Consider the following 14766-nt stretch of genomic DNA (forward strand, 5'->3'; position numbering starts at 1 on the left):
GATGACCGGAGATTCCGAACGATGATGAGAATTCTGCTCTTCCTGGGCACCAACCTGGCGGTGATTCTCGTCGCCAGCATCACGCTGCGACTGCTTGGAGTGGAGGGCTACCTGCGCGGCCAGGGCTTCAATTTCAATGCCCTGCTGATCTTCTGCTTCATCGTCGGCATGGCCGGCTCGATGATCTCGCTGTTCATGTCGAAGTGGATGGCCAAGCGCGGTACCGGCACGGTGGTGATCACCCAGCCGAGCAATGCCACCGAGAAGTGGCTGCTCGACACCGTGGCCGAGCTTTCGCAGCAGGCTGGCATCAAGATGCCGGAGGTCGGTATCTTCCCGGCGCAGCAGTCCAACGCCTTCGCCACCGGCTGGAACAAGAACGACGCCCTGGTGGCGGTTTCCGCCGGCCTGCTCAACCGTATGCGCCCGGAAGAGGTACGCGCGGTGCTGGCCCACGAGATCGGCCACGTGGCCAACGGCGACATGGTCACCCTGGCCCTGATCCAGGGCGTGGTGAACACTTTCGTGATGTTCTTCGCCCGCGCCGTAGCCCACCTGGTCGACAATTTCCTGCGCGCCCGTAGCGGCGGAGAAGGCGGCCTGGGTTTCATGGGCTACTTCGCGGTGGTGATCGTCGCCGAGATCGTGTTCGGCCTGATCGCCTCGGCCATCGTCGCCTGGTTCTCGCGCTTCCGCGAGTACCGCGCCGACGCGGCAGGTGCCCAGTTGGCCGGCACCGGCGCCATGATCAACGCCCTGGCCCGACTCAAGGCGGAGACCGAGCTGCCCGACCAGATGCCCGACACCCTGCGTGCCATGGCCATCACCAAGGGGCAGACCCAGTCGTTGATGGAGCGCCTGTTCGCCAGCCACCCGCCGCTGGACGACCGGATTCGTGCGCTCAAGGAAGCCGCTTACCGGTAAGCTCGCTACATAAGCAGCAGTAGCATCATGAGAGCCCGTCGCGACGACGGGCTCTTTCGTTTCATGGGGACATCAGTCACTTGCCTCCCCAGCCGCATCATGGAGCCGCCAAGCATTGCCACCGTCGCGCTTGGCTCGATACATCGCCAGATCGGCCCAGCGCAATAGCTCATCGATGCCGGTCGTCTCGCTGCGGCTCAGGGCAACGCCTATCGAGGCGGCAATGCAGGCCTCATGCCCCTGCCAATCGAAGGGGCGCGCGAGGCTCGCGAGGATTCGCTCCAGCACCAGCTTCAATTCAACGAGAGAGCCCGTACCTGGCAGGATCAGAGCAAATTCATCGCCGCCTAGACGCGCCACGGTATCGCTGGCGCGCAGGCATTCGAGCATGCGTCGTCCCGCCTGCTGCAGCACCATGTCCCCGGCGTCATGGCCCAAGGTATCGTTGACTTTCTTGAAACCGTCGAGGTCGACGAAACACACCGCCAGCGCCTCCTCGCGTCGGCGGGTCTGGAGCAACTGCTGTTCGAGGCGCTCACGAAACAGCACCCGATTCGGCAGTCCCGTCAAGGCATCGTAGTGAGCTCGCCGCCACACTTCATCCTGCATCCGCTTGCGCTCGGTGATGTCGCGAAAGTTGATGACGGCTCCGGCCACGCCTTCACTGGTCCGAATGGGGTGAACCCGATACTCCACGGGCAGACTCAAGTCATCGGCACGCCAGAACACCGCATCCGACTCGCCGCCTTCCTCACCGAGCCGGTAGGCGCGCGAAATCGGGCACCCGCGCACGTCCCGCGGTTCGCCATCCGCATCGCTGTGAGCGATGAGATCTCGCAATTGCTTGCCTACCAGACGATCAGTCGGATACCCCAACAGGCGGGCCGCGACCGGATTACACAGGGTGCAGACGCCCTCCCGGTTGATTGCCAGGATGCCCTCCGCCGAGGAATCGATCAGCAGCCGCAATCGAGCCTCGGCCTGCTGACGCTCGGCCACCTCGCTCCTTAGCTCGCCGGTGCGCATTTCAACCAGACTGTCCTGCTGTGCATTGACCTCCTGCAACGAACGAATCTGGTGGCGTAGACGCGACAGCACGCCGATCGTGACCACCGTCAGCAGCAGCCAGGCCAGCCCGTGGGAGGCAACCAGATTCATCTTCTGCTGGCGTTCGAAGGCGAACATGGGGGCTGCCGGCAAGGTCACACTCAGCCCGCCGCGAATATCTCCCACTTCATAGCCCTGGTGCTGATGGCACTGCAGGCAGGCGGGCTCCACATGGAGCGCACGCATGTAGCGCAGCTCGGGAGTGGCACTGCGTACCAGCTCGATCCGTTCGGCTGCACCGTCTTGCCATGACGACTCGGCCAGGTTGCGAGCTTCACCCTTGCGCTTGTCCTCCTCCAGGGCTTGCAGCATGGCGGTTTCCCAGAGGTTCGCCTGATTACCCGGATTGATGGGATCAAGGCTGGTCAGGTGTACGCGGACGCCGGCCTTCTCGCGAACGATATCGATCAAGCCGCGAGTCATGAAGGCCGGATTCACCATGGTCAATGCACGGCCGTCGGGCAGTGCCAGCTCACGCTCCGGATGCACCAGGTAGGGGTTAGGCTGCATGCGCTCGGTCTGCCAGACGTAGACCCCACCGTGAGAAGCATTCCACAGCCGCATCGCTTCCATCATAGCGCCGATCTGGCGCGCCTGCTTGGTGACCACGTCGAGACTATGGGACTCGGTGGCTCGCCAGTTCCACCATAGCGACCCGCCTACCACCAGCGTCCATAGCAACAGGGGCAGCAGCCAATAGGCCGGTGCTTGCGCCATGCGGCTGACCAGGCGGCCGGTTCGTCCCCATGGGTCGGGATGAACAGGGAAAGTCTGAGTGGTTTGGAGATCTGGCACGAGCGACTCGGGGCAAGCGGAACAATCGAATTGCAGTATCGCAAAGCCTCCTTAGGCAGGATACGACTCCCCCTGTGACGCAGGCCCCGATAACGTTTTCGCTTGACTTGGATCAAGTGCCTTGTTGCGACCGTGACAGCCCAACCCCCGCTGCTTGCAGCCAGGTCGCATGCGCCGCAGCCTCTCCGCTCAACTCGAGAGTGAGGGTCGAGAGTTCACGTCGCAGCGGGTAGTTGACGCGGCAGGCGTCGAAACCCGTCGCCATGCCGAGCCGGCGGCTCTCCCGCAGCAGGCTGTCGTGGTCGCGGCGCACGTCGTAGACCGCACGCAGGCAGAGCCGCAGCGTCTCCTCGGCATCCAGCCCTCCTTCCAGGGCCAGATGCGCGACGGGGGGCCGGGGCAGCAAATCGTTGAGCTCGAGCCGTGCCGGCAAGCCCAGATGCCGGCTCAGCGCAGTATAGATCTGGTGCGTGCCGCGCAGCTTGCCGTCCAGACTGTGGCCGGCGATGTGGGGGGTGGCAATGACTGCCAGGTCGCGCAACGCCGGGTCGATGGCCGGCTCGCCCTCCCATACGTCGAGTACCGCCGTGATGTCACCGGAACCGGACAGCCGCTGACGCAGCGCCGCGCCGTCCACGCAGTCGCCCCGTCCGGCATTGAGCAGCAGCGTGCCGGGAGCCAGCTCGGCGATGCGCTGCGCATCAAGCAGATGATGGGTGGCGTGGAGCCCCCCGCGCACCAGCGGCGTATGCAGACAGAGCACGTCGCACTCGTCGATGAGGGTATCGAGAGCGGTGAAATCCTCACTCCCCTCATGCTCTGCCCGAGGCGGGTCGCAGGCCAGGCAGGCGATGCCCATGGCGCGGAGTCGGGCCAGCAGCCTGCCGCCCACGTTACCCACGCCGACGATGCCTACCCGGCGCTCGGCGAGTCGCCAACCCTGACGCTCGGCCAGGGTGAGTAGACTGCCCAGCACGTAGTCGACCACCGCTTCGGCGTTGCAGCCCGGCGCGCTGGCGAAAGCGATGCCGTGGCGCGCCAGCGCCGTCCGGTCGACATGGTCGGTGCCGATGGTACAGGTACCGACGAAGCGCAGCCGGGAGCCCCGAGCCATAGCGGTATCGAGAGTCGCCGCGTCGAGCCGGGTGATGGAGCGAATCACCAGCACGTCGATGTCCTGCAGGGCCGCCGCATCGATAGCACGCCCCGGCATTCGCACCAGTTCGCCCAGCGGACCGAAGCAGGCCTCGGCGCCCGGCACGTTGGCATCGACGAGAATGCGCATGTTCACTCCCAGTAAAGCTCTTCCAGCACCACGGCAGGGATGGGCGCATCGTCCCATACACCCTGCAGGTTCGACTTGCGTATGGCCTGCTGCGGCTTGAGAAACAGAAAGACGTGAACCGCCTCTTCGGCCAGATGGCGCTGCGCCTCAGCCAGCAGGCGGTGACGCTCGGCCGGGTCCTGCTGCGCCTCGATGCGTGACCAGAGTTCGCGAAACGTCTCGCTGTGATAGTTGAAGTAGTAATCATCGCGAGCGTAGATGTCGATGTCCATCGGTTCCACGTGGGCGATCATGGTCATATCGTAGTCACGCTCGGTGAACACCTGACGCAGCCACTCTCCCCACGAAACCCGCTGCAGCTCGACCTCGAAGCCAACCGCCTCCAGGTCCGAGGCGATGTAGAGGCTGCTCCGCTCGGCATATTGCGTGGGCGGCACCGTCAACGCGATAGGGGTTCCACCGCTGAAGCCGGCCTCGGCAAGCAGCTTCCGGGCCCGCTCGGGGTCGTAGGGATAACGCTGGCTCAGGTCCACGTAGGCCGGATGGCGCGGCGAAAAGTGACTTCCGATCAGGGGCGGGTCGATGGAGGGATAGATCGTCAGCAGCGCCTCGCGATCGATGGCATGGGAGAGTGCGCGGCGCACTCGCAGGTCCTGGAAGAGCGTACGGCCATGGTTCATGGCCAGCAGCACTTCGCCCTCGCTGAGGCCATCCTGGATCACGTAGTCGGCTCGCTGCATCAGCGGCATGTGAGCCGTCAGGCTGCTGGCATCGGGGTAGAGATCGATGGCCCCCTCCGAGAGCAGATTCTCCAGCTCAACCCGGTTGGGGGTGAAGGTGAACAGCGCCTCGCGGATGGCAGGCGGCTCGCCCCAATACGCTTCGAAGGCACGCAGCCGAATGCCCTCATTGCGCTCCCAGCCGACGAATCGGTAGGGGCCGGTGCCCACCGGATGCGAGCGGTTGGTGTGTACCGTATCGGGATGAACGATCACCGCGGCGGAGAGCGCCAGACGGAACGGCAACAGCGCATCGGGCTGCGCCAGCTCGATGCGCAGCTCATGCGTCCCCACTTCCTCTACGTGGCGGATCGCCTGGAACAGGTGGCGCTGAGGATTGGCATTCTCGACCTCCAGCAGGCGCCTCAGGCTATAGGCCGCCACTGCGGAGTCGAAGGTCTTGCCGTGATGAAAGCGGACGTCACTACGCAAGGCGAAGCGATAGACGAGGCCATCCTCGCTGACCTCCCAGCGGGTGGCCAGCGCCGGCTGTACCTCGCCATGCCGGTCGATGCGCGTGAGGCCCTGGAAGACATTCAGATGCAGCGCCTCTGCCACGGTGCTCGCTGCCGTCAGCGTGGGGTCGAGGTGGGGTGGCTCCAGCTGCAGCTCGACCCGCAGGAGGGTCTGGGAAGCCAGCCCCGGTATCGCCAGGAACGAAAGACTCGCGAGCAGTACCACCGCCAGCCGTCGACTGAACGCGTCACCCATAAGCCGCATCTCCGGAATCGTCTTGCGAAAGCCACCGATACATGACGCGGTTGCGCCCACTGCGCTTGGCCCGGTAGAGCGCTTCATCGGCCGCTTTGAGAGCCTCGTCGAACTCGCCACCGGGCAACTGCTGCGCCAGACCGAAGCTCGCCGTGACGCGCAACGCCGTTTCGCCAAGCTCGATCGAATGGCTTTCGAGTCCCTGGCGTATCTGCTCCAGCATGGGCACCACCGTGTCGATGTCGAACCCGGGCAGCAACGCCACGAACTCCTCGCCGCCGTATCGGGCCAGCAGGGCGGACTCGGGCAGCCCCCGCCGCAGGCGGTCGGCGACACAGCGAATCACCCGGTCGCCCGCCTCGTGGCCATGGGTGTCGTTGATCGCCTTGAAGTGGTCGATATCGATCATCGCCACACAGTAACCCTCGGCCGCCAGGGCGTTGCGGCGCTCGTTGAGTTCGCGCTCGAAGTAGTGGCGATTGCGCAACTGGGTCAGGGCGTCATGGGTGGCCAGGAAATCGAGCTCCCGGTTCATCGTCATGATCCGCCGTTCGTTGTCGTTGATCCGATGGACATAGCGTTGGATGGAGCGCGCCATTTGGGCGATCTCGTCGCTACCGTCCACCCGAAGCTCATGCGGGGCAGGCCGCTCCCGGCTGATGACCCGCTGCAGTTTGACCACCCTACGCACCACCGAACGGTTGATGTGATATGCCGTTGCCAACAGCAGGAGGACGGCAAGCAGGGCAAAGCCCTTCAAGGCGCCCTCCCGCTGGCGCAGCTGCTGCTCCATCTGCTCGGCCGCATCGCGAATGTCGAGGCGAATGCCGCTGACGTGATAACCGATGGCCACACTAAGATCCTGGGAGAGGGAGCGATTGGTGCGCATCTGCCGGGCCAGCAGCCTTTCGGTCTCGCGCAGCAGGGCATCGCTGGTCTCGTCCGGCGCTTGCTGAAGCTGCCCAACGAGATCGATGCGTCGCTGAACCAGAGCGTCCAGTGCGTCGAAACTCTCCATCAGTTGATCGCGCACCCGCTCGATATCGTCGAAGCTGCCCGCCTCGCCACGTATGGCGGCAAGCTCGTCCACCAGCCGCTCCATCCATTCGCGCCGATCGGTGATTTCGAACAGGGCCTGGCGCCGGCTGAAGTGATCGTCGGCCAGCAGCAGCATCGCGCCGCTGCCCAGCATGCTCTCGCTCTGCTGCATCAGGCGGCTGGCCGTCATCAGGGCATGCGTATGCCGTTCGGAGAGCTGCGAGACGGTCGCACGATACTCGCCGAAGGAGTGCAGCGCCAGCAGTATGGTAGCCAGTATGACCAGCGTCGGCACCATCGTGAGAGCGGCCAGCCTGACTGTCAGTCCGAAAACTCTTCTCATGTCATACCAGCCACTCTACATCCCTCGCTTGCTCGAGGACACCGAGGCTATACAATGCCGTATCCTGCCACTCGACATATCGGCAGAAACAACGTTTTCTTTATTTCGTCACGGAGAGCGAGTGTGATCGTCCGCTGGGAAAGTGACCACGATTACGTGCTGGTGCACATCCACCAGGACATGTTCGGCGACTGGATCTTCAGCCGCGCCTGGGGGCAGATCGGCACCCAGTTCGGCGGCCTCAAGCACATGCTCGCCGACGATCACGACCAGGCCAGGATGTGGCTCGCCGACGAAGCCACCATCCAGTCCTCGCGCGGCCTGCGCAAGGTGCTAGAAGTAGAGGCCGAGAGCGCCGAAGGGCAGGCGGCGGTACGCCAGCTCTCGCTGCTGGATGCGCTATAGCTCCTCCCGACCGATCCTCTTGTCGTCTATCCAGTGATGCAACAAGCCCTGCAGTTCCTCGCTGACCTCGGCCACCCGTCGGGTCAGCTGCATCAAGCCTTCTTTTCTCCCCCCCTGCCTGAGCTCCAGTGCCTCCCGCACCAGCCGGTCATAGGTGGCATGCAACCTGGCGATCTGCCCCACGGGAGTGGCCACCTCGAGCGGGCCTGCTTCCTGTTCCGACAGCCACTGCTGCAGGCGACACTGGCCGCAGCCCGTCTCGGGAATATCGTGGCGCTCTCCTCTCAGATAGTTCAGCACCCCGGCTGCGCTGGAGCGATGATCGACCATGGCGTAAATGGCCCGCAGCTCCGCCTGTCGGGCCGGCTTTCGCTGCCGCCATGACGGATCGGGACGCCAGGTATCGAGCCACGCGGGGACCGACTCAGCCGGCATGGGGCGGGCAATGGCATAGCCCTGGCCGAGTTGATACCCCATCGCCAGCAGCAGGCGGCCGTGCTGCAGGGTTTCCACCCCCTCGGCAATGATGTCGCGGCGAAATGCGATGGCAAGCCCCAGCACGCCCTCGAGTATCGTCAGGTCCTCTGGATCTTCAAGCATGTCGCGGACGAAGCTGCGGTCCACCTTGATAGCACTGGCAGGCAGGTGGCGCAGATAGCTCAGCGAGGAGTATCCGGTACCGAAGTCATCGAGCGCGAAGTCGACGCCAAGGGCATGGCATGCCTTCATCACGCTGGCGACATGGGCGACATCGCTCAGCGCACTGGTCTCCAGCACCTCCAGCATCAGATCGCCCGGCGTCACACTCGGATGGCACTCGATCTCGGCACGCAGGTGCTCGACGAAGCTGGGCTGTTGAAGATGCAGGGCGTCGATGTTGACGCTGATCGGCAGCCGAATGCCGACGGCTGCCCAGGTCTCGAACTGGTCCAGGGCACGGGCCAGCACCCATTCGCCCAGATCGGCGGCCAGCGGATGCTGCTGGATCACTGGCAGGAAGGAAGCAGGGGCCAGCAGCCCGCGCTGGGGATGCTGCCAGCGGATGAGCGCCTCTGCCCCGAGCACCTTGCCCGTCGCCATGTTGACCTTGGGCTGGTAGTGAAGCACGAACTCCTCGTTCGTCAGAGCCTCGCGGATACGCTCGAGACTCTCGAGGTGTCCACGCACCGCCCTGTCGTGTTCGGCATCGAAGACGTGAAAGCGGTTCTTGCCCGCCTGCTTGGCATGATACATGGCCTGATCGGCCTGACGGATGAGCTGCTCGGGCTCGATGTCGTCGTCGGGGATGAAATGCACCAGCCCGATGCTGCCCGACACGTAAAGACAATTCCCCTCGATGTCGATCGGCTCCGCGATGTGGTCGAGCAGGCGCACCATGAGACCGTTCACGTTCGCCGTGTCATTTTGTTCGGGCAACACGAGAATGAACTCGTCGCCACCGAAACGTGCCACCGTGTCGGCATCGCGCAGAGTCGACGTCAAGCGCTCGGCAATGGTGACCAGGACCCGGTCGCCGAAAACGTGGCCATACTGATCGTTGATCTCCTTGAAGCCGTCCAGGTCGATGTAGGCCAGGGACACCTTGCAACCGCTGCGCCGCGCCGTGAGCATGGCCTGACGCAGCCGATCGGACAGCAGGATACGGTTCGGCAGCCCGGTCAGGCTGTCATAGAAAGCTAGATTCTGAAGCTGCTGTTCGTGCTGCTTCTGACGGCTGATATCGGTGAAGATACCCACATAGTGGGACACCTGCCCCTGCTTGCCGCACACCTTCGAGATGGTCAGCAGCTCGGGAAATACCTCACCGTTCTTGCGCCGGTTCCACAGCTCCCCTTCCCAGGCGCCACGTTCGAGCAGCTCCTTCCACAGCTCACGGTAAAAGGCATCGCTCTGCTGTCCCGACTGGAGTAGACGCGGATTCCTGCCAAGCACCTCGTCGCGGTGGTAGCCAGTGATGCGCGAGAAGGCGGCATTGACGTCGAGAATGTCGCCCCGAGCATCGGTGATGATGATCCCCTCTCGGGCATGCCGGAACACGCTGGCGGCCAGTTCGATCTCCGCCGTCTTGCGTGCCACCACCTGCCGCAGCCGGACGTTCCACGCGACGATCAAGGCCAGCACCAGCACGAGACCCGCAGCGTAGAGCCAGTAGTCGCGCCAGCCGAAATCGACTCTCCCCGGCAAAGCGGCGCCTACCCACTTCTCCTGCAACCGATCGAGCGTACCGCTGGCGCGAGCGTGTTCGATGCCCTTGTTCAGAATCGATTGAAGCAGGTGGTTGTCTTGGGCTACGGCCATGGCATTGAGACCCACGTACAGCGGCTCCCCCACCCGCTTCATCAGCTCGTGCAAACCGCTGCTGTAGAGGTAATAGAGCACGATCTGCTCGTCGCCGACCATGGCGTCGGCACGCCCCTCGATCACGGCCAGTGCAGCACTGGCGAAATCGTCGGTCTGCACCAGCTCGAACTCGAGGCCGATTCTGGCCAGATACTCCTTGGCGTAGTCGCCGCTCTGGGTAGCCACCCGCTTGCCCTCGAGATCCGAAACCAGCGCAATGTCGGGCCTTCCGGCGGCAACGAAGATCGAGGCAGGCACTTCGAAGACCGTTTGCGTGAAGTCGAACTGCCGGTCTCTCACCTCGCTGTAGAAAAAACTGGTGAGGACATGCGCCTCGCCGCTCAATACACGCTGCTGCGCTTCCTGAAAGACGGTGTCGGTGAACTCGGCGTGAAACCCGGCCTCGGTGGCAATCCACTGGGCCAGCTCCACCATCATGCCGCGGGGCTGCTGGTTGGCATCGATGAATTCGAAGGGGGGATAGCGCGTCTGGCTGACGAAGACGATCGGCTCGTTGTCCTGAAGATAGCGCCGCTCCTCCTCGGTCAGCGCAATACCGCCGTTATCGGCACCAGACATTGAGCTGACCAAGGCCAGCAGTATGCCGGCCACAGCAGTGCGCTGCCACCGCCTACGTTGCGGTGCATTCATCCCCACCCCCGTGCCAACGAGCCCATGCCCTTTTGATTGTCACCAATGCGCTGCCGTCACACCACAGAGAAACGGAAGCTTGGTATACGCTGGGTCAACGTACCCTGTCAGCCCAGATAGCGTCTTCCACCGGAACGGGCAGGTGTCCTGGCAGTATCGTACCCGCCGTTCCCCGGGTCACCTTCCCCGGCCTGCAGCCTCCGCCAGGCGGCTTCATCGAGACGACCACGCGCGGCCAACCAGCTCGCCAGCCGCTGCGGCTCGAAACCCAGATCGAGCTCCTCACCCGTTTCGTCCACCAGCACCGGAATGCGTACGCCGTAGCGTTGCATCAACGCCTCGTCCTCACTGATCTCGACTTTGTGCAGCCGGTATTCCCCCCCATGCAGCACGTCCAGCAAGGCTTCGAGACGCTCGCACAGGTGACAGCCCAGCGTGGTGTAGAGCGTCAGGTGGGTCATGCTCCCTCCCGGTGACGAATGAAAAATACATGATGGATGTCGGGACGCCGGGTAAAGTCCGGATCGAAAGTGCGCGCCGAGATGTCCTGCACCTTGAAACGCTCGGCCAGTTCCGGGTCGAGCTGGAAGCGGCGCTGATTGTTGGAGAACACCAGGGTTCCGCCCGCAGCCAGCCGCGCCATGGCCAGCGATACCAGACGCACCTGGTCGCGCTGCACGTCGAGCGTGCCCTCCATCTTCTTCGAGTTGGAGAAGGTCGGCGGGTCGAGAAAGATCAGGTCGAACTCGGCCCTGGCGGTTTCCAGCCAGCGCAGGCAGTCGTCGCGCACCACGCGATGGCGCGCCGGATCGAGCCCATTGAGGGCGAAGTTATCCCGCGCCCACTCCAGATAGGTGTTGGAGAGATCGACGCTGACGCTGTCGCTGGCACCGCCCGCCTCTTCCGTACCCAACGCAGCCTGTACCGTGGCCGCGGCGGTGTAGCAGAACAGGTTGAGGAAGCGCTTGCCCGCCGCCATCTCGCCCAGCATTCGGCGTACCGGGCGATGATCGAGGAACAGCCCGGTATCGAGGTAGTCACGCAGGTTGATCCATAGTCTGGCGCGCCCTTCGTGCACCTGGAAACGCTCACCTGTGCTGGCCTGCTTACGGTACTGCTCCTTGCCGCTCTGCTTCTCGCGGCGCTTGACTATCACCTGCCCCGGGTCGACGCCCAGTACCTCGGGAATCACCTGGAGGGCGTCGAACAGACGCTTCTGCGCCTGGGCGGCATTCACCGAGCGCGGCGGTGCGTACTCCTGAACGTGCACCCGCCCGTCGTAGACATCCACCGCCAGGGCGTACTCGGGCATGTCGGCATCGTAGAGCCGGTAGCAGCTCTCGCCCGACTGCTTGAGCCACTTCTTCAACCGCTTGCGGTTCTTTTCCAGGCGGTTGGCGAACATCTGCGCCCCTTCGCTGCGCCGGGGCGTCGCCACGCCGGTGGTGCTACCCGCCCCAGCGTGCTGGGCGACGTCAGCCGCGTCGGGCACGTCCATCAACAGCAGCTTGGCCTCCAACGGGCCGTTCTTCAGCGAATATTGCTTATCGGCGCGCAGGCCGATGCGATGGCCGAGATCGGGATTGGCGGTGAACACCGCCAGGCGCCAGCCGGGGAACGCCTGCCGTATGCCCTCACCCAGCTCACGATAGAGCGTGACCAGCTCGGGCAGCTCGCCCAGCCGCTCGCCGTATGGCGGGTTGGTGATGACCAGGCCTCGCACCTCATCGCCCAGCTCGGAAGGCCGCTGCAGCTGGCCGAGCGAGGCGCCTTGGAACTCGATCAGCGCCGGAATGCCGGCACGCATGGCGTTGGCCTTTGCCGCCGCCAGCGCCGGGGGGCTCTGGTCGAAGCCGTAGAGCCGGCTACGGCATCGCTTGCGGCCGATGCTGGCACGAGCTTCGGCCTCGCGCTTGAGCTCGGCCCAGAGCACTTCGTCATGCTGCGCCCAGCCGTGAAAACCGAAGCGCACCCGGTTCAGATTGGGTGCCATGTCGGCGGCCATCAGCGCCGCCTCGATCAGCAGCGTGCCGGCACCGCACAGCGGGTCGACCAGCGCCTGGCCGTCGCGCAGGCGCTGCGGCCAGCCGGCGCGGATGAGCAGCGCCGCGGCCAGGTTCTCCTTGAGCGGGGCATGCCCCACGTCGCGACGGTAGCCGCGACGATGCAGACTCTCCCCGGAGAGATCCACGCCCAGGGTGAGACGCCCCCGGTGCAGATGGGCATAAAGCCTCAGGTCGGGACGCTGCAGGTCGACGCCGGGACGCGGCCGCCCCTGTGCCTGCAGTGCATCCACCACGCCGTCCTTGACCGTCTGGGCACCGAAACGGGTATGCCGAATCTGCTCGCTGCGGCCATGGAAATCCACCGCCAGGGTGGCGCCGGGGCGCAGCTGTCGAGACCAGTCGACGCCGGCCACGGCCCGATGCAGCGCCTCGGGGCGCTCGATGCCATCCTCGCGCAGCAGGCACAGCACGATACGGTTGGCCAGCCGCGACCACAGGCAGGCGCGATAGGCCGTGGCCATGTCGGCGTGAAAATGCACGCCGGCCACCGTGCTCCTGTCGACTTCCGCTCCCAGCGCACGCAGCTCGTCGGCCAGCAGCTCTTCCAGCCCCTTGGGGCAGGTGGCGAGCAGAGCCGCTGTTTCCCTTTGCAATGAATCACTCATGCGTCGTTCCCGCCCCCTTCGGCCGGGCATATTCCTTTCGTTACAATTTTGTCTCGGTCTTATGACGAAACATAGGTCGACAATGCCCCCCATGATGGGCTAAGAGTAGTCATTGTAGCTACTGTAAAGACGCATGCGTTCACTCAGCGGGCCTGTGGTCCCGCATGACCTCGCTCTGCCGTCGTTAAGGGACTGAATAACGGCTAGGCGAACGGTGGAACGTCGGGGCGTGCATGTCGTGCGTCCCAAATTGGTACCTTTACAAGAGGTCATCCGATGAAAAGACAGAAACGTGATCGCTACCAACGCGCCTACCTTCATGGCTACAAGGCTGGCATTTCCGGGCGCTCCCGCGACGACTGTCCCAGTCAGGATGTCAACATACGTGAATACTGGATGAGCGGTTGGCGTGAAGGCCGAGGAGACCAATGGGCCGGCATGACCGGTGTCTCCGGCATTCACAAGAACCCCATGGTGCTGTAAGCCTCTTTCTCGACCAACCCGTTATCCCTTCACCGTCGCCGAACGGTGGAGCATGAGCTAAGCCCGTGCCTTGCACGGGCTTTCTTGTGTCGACAGTCCCGCTACTCCCCCACTTTGCCGAAGCGAACAGCGGCCGCTTTCAGCGCCTCGGCGCACTCGGCGATCAGCGTCGGCCCGCGGTAGATGAAGCCCGAATAGAGCTGCACCAGATCGGCTCCCGCCTCGACCTTGGCCACTGCCGCGTCTCCGCTGTCGATCCCGCCCACACCGACGATGGGCAGTACGGGGAGGTGACGGCGCAGCTCACGAATCACCTGGTTGGAGGGCTCGAACACCGGCCGCCCGGAAAGACCGCCCTGTTCGTCGGCATGGGGCAGCCCGGCCACCGCCTCACGCGACACCGTGGTATTGGTGGCGATCACCGCATCGATACCGCTACGGGCGATGCTTGCCGCCACCAGCCCCACCTCCTCGGCGCTCATGTCCGGTGCGATCTTGACCGCCAGCGGCACCTTCCGCCCCGCTTGCCGGTCCAGTCGGTCGCCCGCCTCACGCAGGGTGCCCAGCAACGTGTCGAGGTGCTCGCCGAACTGCAGATTGCGTAGCCCCGGCGTATTGGGCGAGGAGATGTTGACCGTCACGTAATGCGCATGGGCGTGCACCTTCTCCAGGCAGGTCAGGTAGTCCTCCACCGCGCGCTCCACCGGGGTGGTGAGGTTCTTGCCGATGTTGATGCCGATCACGCCGTCGTAGCGCGATGCCTTGACCCGCGCCACCAGGTGGTCCACCCCGGCATTGTTGAAACCCATGCGATTGATGATTGCGCCACCCTCGGGCAGACGAAACAGGCGCGGCTTGGGATTGCCGTCCTGGGGCTTGGGCGTGACGGTGCCGACCTCGACGAAGCCGAAGCCGAGCGCACCCAGCGCATCGAGGTGGTCGGCATTCTTGTCCAGCCCCGCCGCCAGGCCCACCCGATTGGGAAAGCGCAGCCCCATCAGCTCCACCGGGTCGTCGATTCGCTTGCCGCCCAGCATGCCCGACAGCTTCAGGCAGTGGGCCAGATCCAGGGCACGCAGCGCATGGCCGTGGGCGGTTTCTGCGTCGAGGCGAAACAGAATCGAGCGGGCAAGCGCGTACATGAGATCTCCTGGCGGTTGGCAATGGGCGGTTGGCGATAGGCCCGGTTGGAAAGGCGGGCGGATTATAGCAGCGCTATCAAGCCAAGACGACG

Annotated in this window: 11 protein-coding genes; 3 read left to right on the forward strand and 8 right to left on the reverse strand. The window is 64.3% G+C overall.

Features of this window, described 5'->3' with window-relative positions:
• Positions 1 to 21: 21 nt before the first annotated feature.
• Entirely contained in the window at positions 22 to 924 is a 903-nt protein-coding gene (gene htpX, locus C4S71_RS14045) for a protease HtpX (RefSeq protein WP_086510841.1), read from the forward strand.
• Between the two features lie 72 nt (positions 925 to 996).
• On the opposite strand, the gene C4S71_RS14050 is transcribed toward htpX, so the two are convergent.
• From C4S71_RS14050 to C4S71_RS14065, 4 genes are all read right to left on the reverse strand, one after another.
• Entirely contained in the window at positions 997 to 2748 is a 1752-nt protein-coding gene (locus C4S71_RS14050; protein WP_103969550.1) for a diguanylate cyclase domain-containing protein, read from the reverse strand.
• A 190-nt stretch (positions 2749 to 2938) separates the two neighbouring features.
• A complete protein-coding gene (gene pdxB / locus C4S71_RS14055; RefSeq protein WP_103969551.1) occupies positions 2939 to 4111 on the reverse strand; it encodes a 4-phosphoerythronate dehydrogenase PdxB in 1173 nt (390 codons plus the stop codon).
• A gap of 2 nt (positions 4112 to 4113) precedes the next feature.
• Entirely contained in the window at positions 4114 to 5601 is a 1488-nt protein-coding gene (locus C4S71_RS14060) for an ABC transporter substrate-binding protein (RefSeq protein ID WP_103969552.1), read from the reverse strand.
• A complete protein-coding gene (locus tag C4S71_RS14065) occupies positions 5594 to 6982 on the reverse strand; it encodes a GGDEF domain-containing protein (RefSeq protein WP_103969553.1) in 1389 nt (462 codons plus the stop codon). The genes C4S71_RS14060 and C4S71_RS14065 overlap by 8 nt, the downstream gene beginning before the upstream one ends.
• A gap of 123 nt (positions 6983 to 7105) precedes the next feature.
• Here C4S71_RS14065 and C4S71_RS14070 point away from each other — a divergent pair, with 123 nt between their 5' ends.
• On the forward strand, positions 7106 to 7387 hold the full coding sequence (locus C4S71_RS14070) for a hypothetical protein (RefSeq protein ID WP_086510837.1): 282 nt from the start codon (positions 7106 to 7108) through the stop codon (positions 7385 to 7387).
• Here C4S71_RS14070 and C4S71_RS22940 read toward each other — a convergent pair.
• The 3 genes from C4S71_RS22940 to rlmKL all read right to left on the reverse strand — a co-directional run bounded on the left by C4S71_RS22940 (position 7382) and on the right by rlmKL (position 13049).
• Positions 7382 to 10306, reverse strand: a complete 2925-nt coding sequence (locus tag C4S71_RS22940; RefSeq protein ID WP_160113394.1) for an EAL domain-containing protein — start codon at positions 10304 to 10306, stop codon at positions 7382 to 7384. The two genes, C4S71_RS14070 and C4S71_RS22940, sit on opposite strands and share 6 nt — an antisense overlap.
• Before the next feature lie 179 nt (positions 10307 to 10485).
• Positions 10486 to 10839, reverse strand: coding sequence for a glutaredoxin family protein (locus C4S71_RS14080; protein ID WP_103969555.1), 354 nt, complete (start codon positions 10837 to 10839; stop codon positions 10486 to 10488).
• Positions 10836 to 13049 carry a bifunctional 23S rRNA (guanine(2069)-N(7))-methyltransferase RlmK/23S rRNA (guanine(2445)-N(2))-methyltransferase RlmL gene (gene rlmKL / locus C4S71_RS14085; protein ID WP_103969556.1) on the reverse strand — a complete coding sequence of 738 codons (2214 nt, stop codon included), beginning with the start codon at positions 13047 to 13049 and terminating at the stop codon, positions 10836 to 10838. The genes C4S71_RS14080 and rlmKL overlap by 4 nt, the downstream gene beginning before the upstream one ends.
• 276 nt (positions 13050 to 13325) lie before the next feature.
• Between rlmKL and rmf the strand changes: the two genes are divergently transcribed.
• A complete protein-coding gene (rmf, locus tag C4S71_RS14090) occupies positions 13326 to 13532 on the forward strand; it encodes a ribosome modulation factor (protein ID WP_010627829.1) in 207 nt (68 codons plus the stop codon).
• A 101-nt stretch (positions 13533 to 13633) separates the two neighbouring features.
• Here the strand turns inward: rmf and C4S71_RS14095 are convergent, their stop codons facing one another.
• On the reverse strand, positions 13634 to 14674 hold the full coding sequence (locus tag C4S71_RS14095; protein ID WP_103969557.1) for a quinone-dependent dihydroorotate dehydrogenase: 1041 nt from the start codon (positions 14672 to 14674) through the stop codon (positions 13634 to 13636).
• Positions 14675 to 14766: the final 92 nt, after the last annotated feature.

The sequence above is a fragment of the Billgrantia desiderata genome (genome assembly GCF_900108215.1).
Taxonomy (GTDB): Bacteria; Pseudomonadota; Gammaproteobacteria; order Pseudomonadales; family Halomonadaceae; genus Halomonas; species Halomonas desiderata.

Coding starts and splice junctions, on each gene's coding strand:
- C4S71_RS14050 (WP_103969550.1), bottom strand. CDS start 2,748: ATGGCGCAAGCACCGGCCTATTGGCTGCTGCCCCTGTTGCTATGGACG.
- htpX (WP_086510841.1), top strand. CDS start 22: ATGATGAGAATTCTGCTCTTCCTGGGCACCAACCTGGCGGTGATTCTC.
- C4S71_RS14080 (WP_103969555.1), bottom strand. CDS start 10,839: ATGACCCACCTGACGCTCTACACCACGCTGGGCTGTCACCTGTGCGAG.
- rmf (WP_010627829.1), top strand. CDS start 13,326: ATGAAAAGACAGAAACGTGATCGCTACCAACGCGCCTACCTTCATGGC.
- C4S71_RS14065 (WP_103969553.1), bottom strand. CDS start 6,982: ATGAGAAGAGTTTTCGGACTGACAGTCAGGCTGGCCGCTCTCACGATG.
- pdxB (WP_103969551.1), bottom strand. CDS start 4,111: ATGCGCATTCTCGTCGATGCCAACGTGCCGGGCGCCGAGGCCTGCTTC.
- C4S71_RS14095 (WP_103969557.1), bottom strand. CDS start 14,674: ATGTACGCGCTTGCCCGCTCGATTCTGTTTCGCCTCGACGCAGAAACC.
- C4S71_RS14060 (WP_103969552.1), bottom strand. CDS start 5,601: ATGGGTGACGCGTTCAGTCGACGGCTGGCGGTGGTACTGCTCGCGAGT.
- rlmKL (WP_103969556.1), bottom strand. CDS start 13,049: ATGAGTGATTCATTGCAAAGGGAAACAGCGGCTCTGCTCGCCACCTGC.
- C4S71_RS22940 (WP_160113394.1), bottom strand. CDS start 10,306: ATGTCTGGTGCCGATAACGGCGGTATTGCGCTGACCGAGGAGGAGCGG.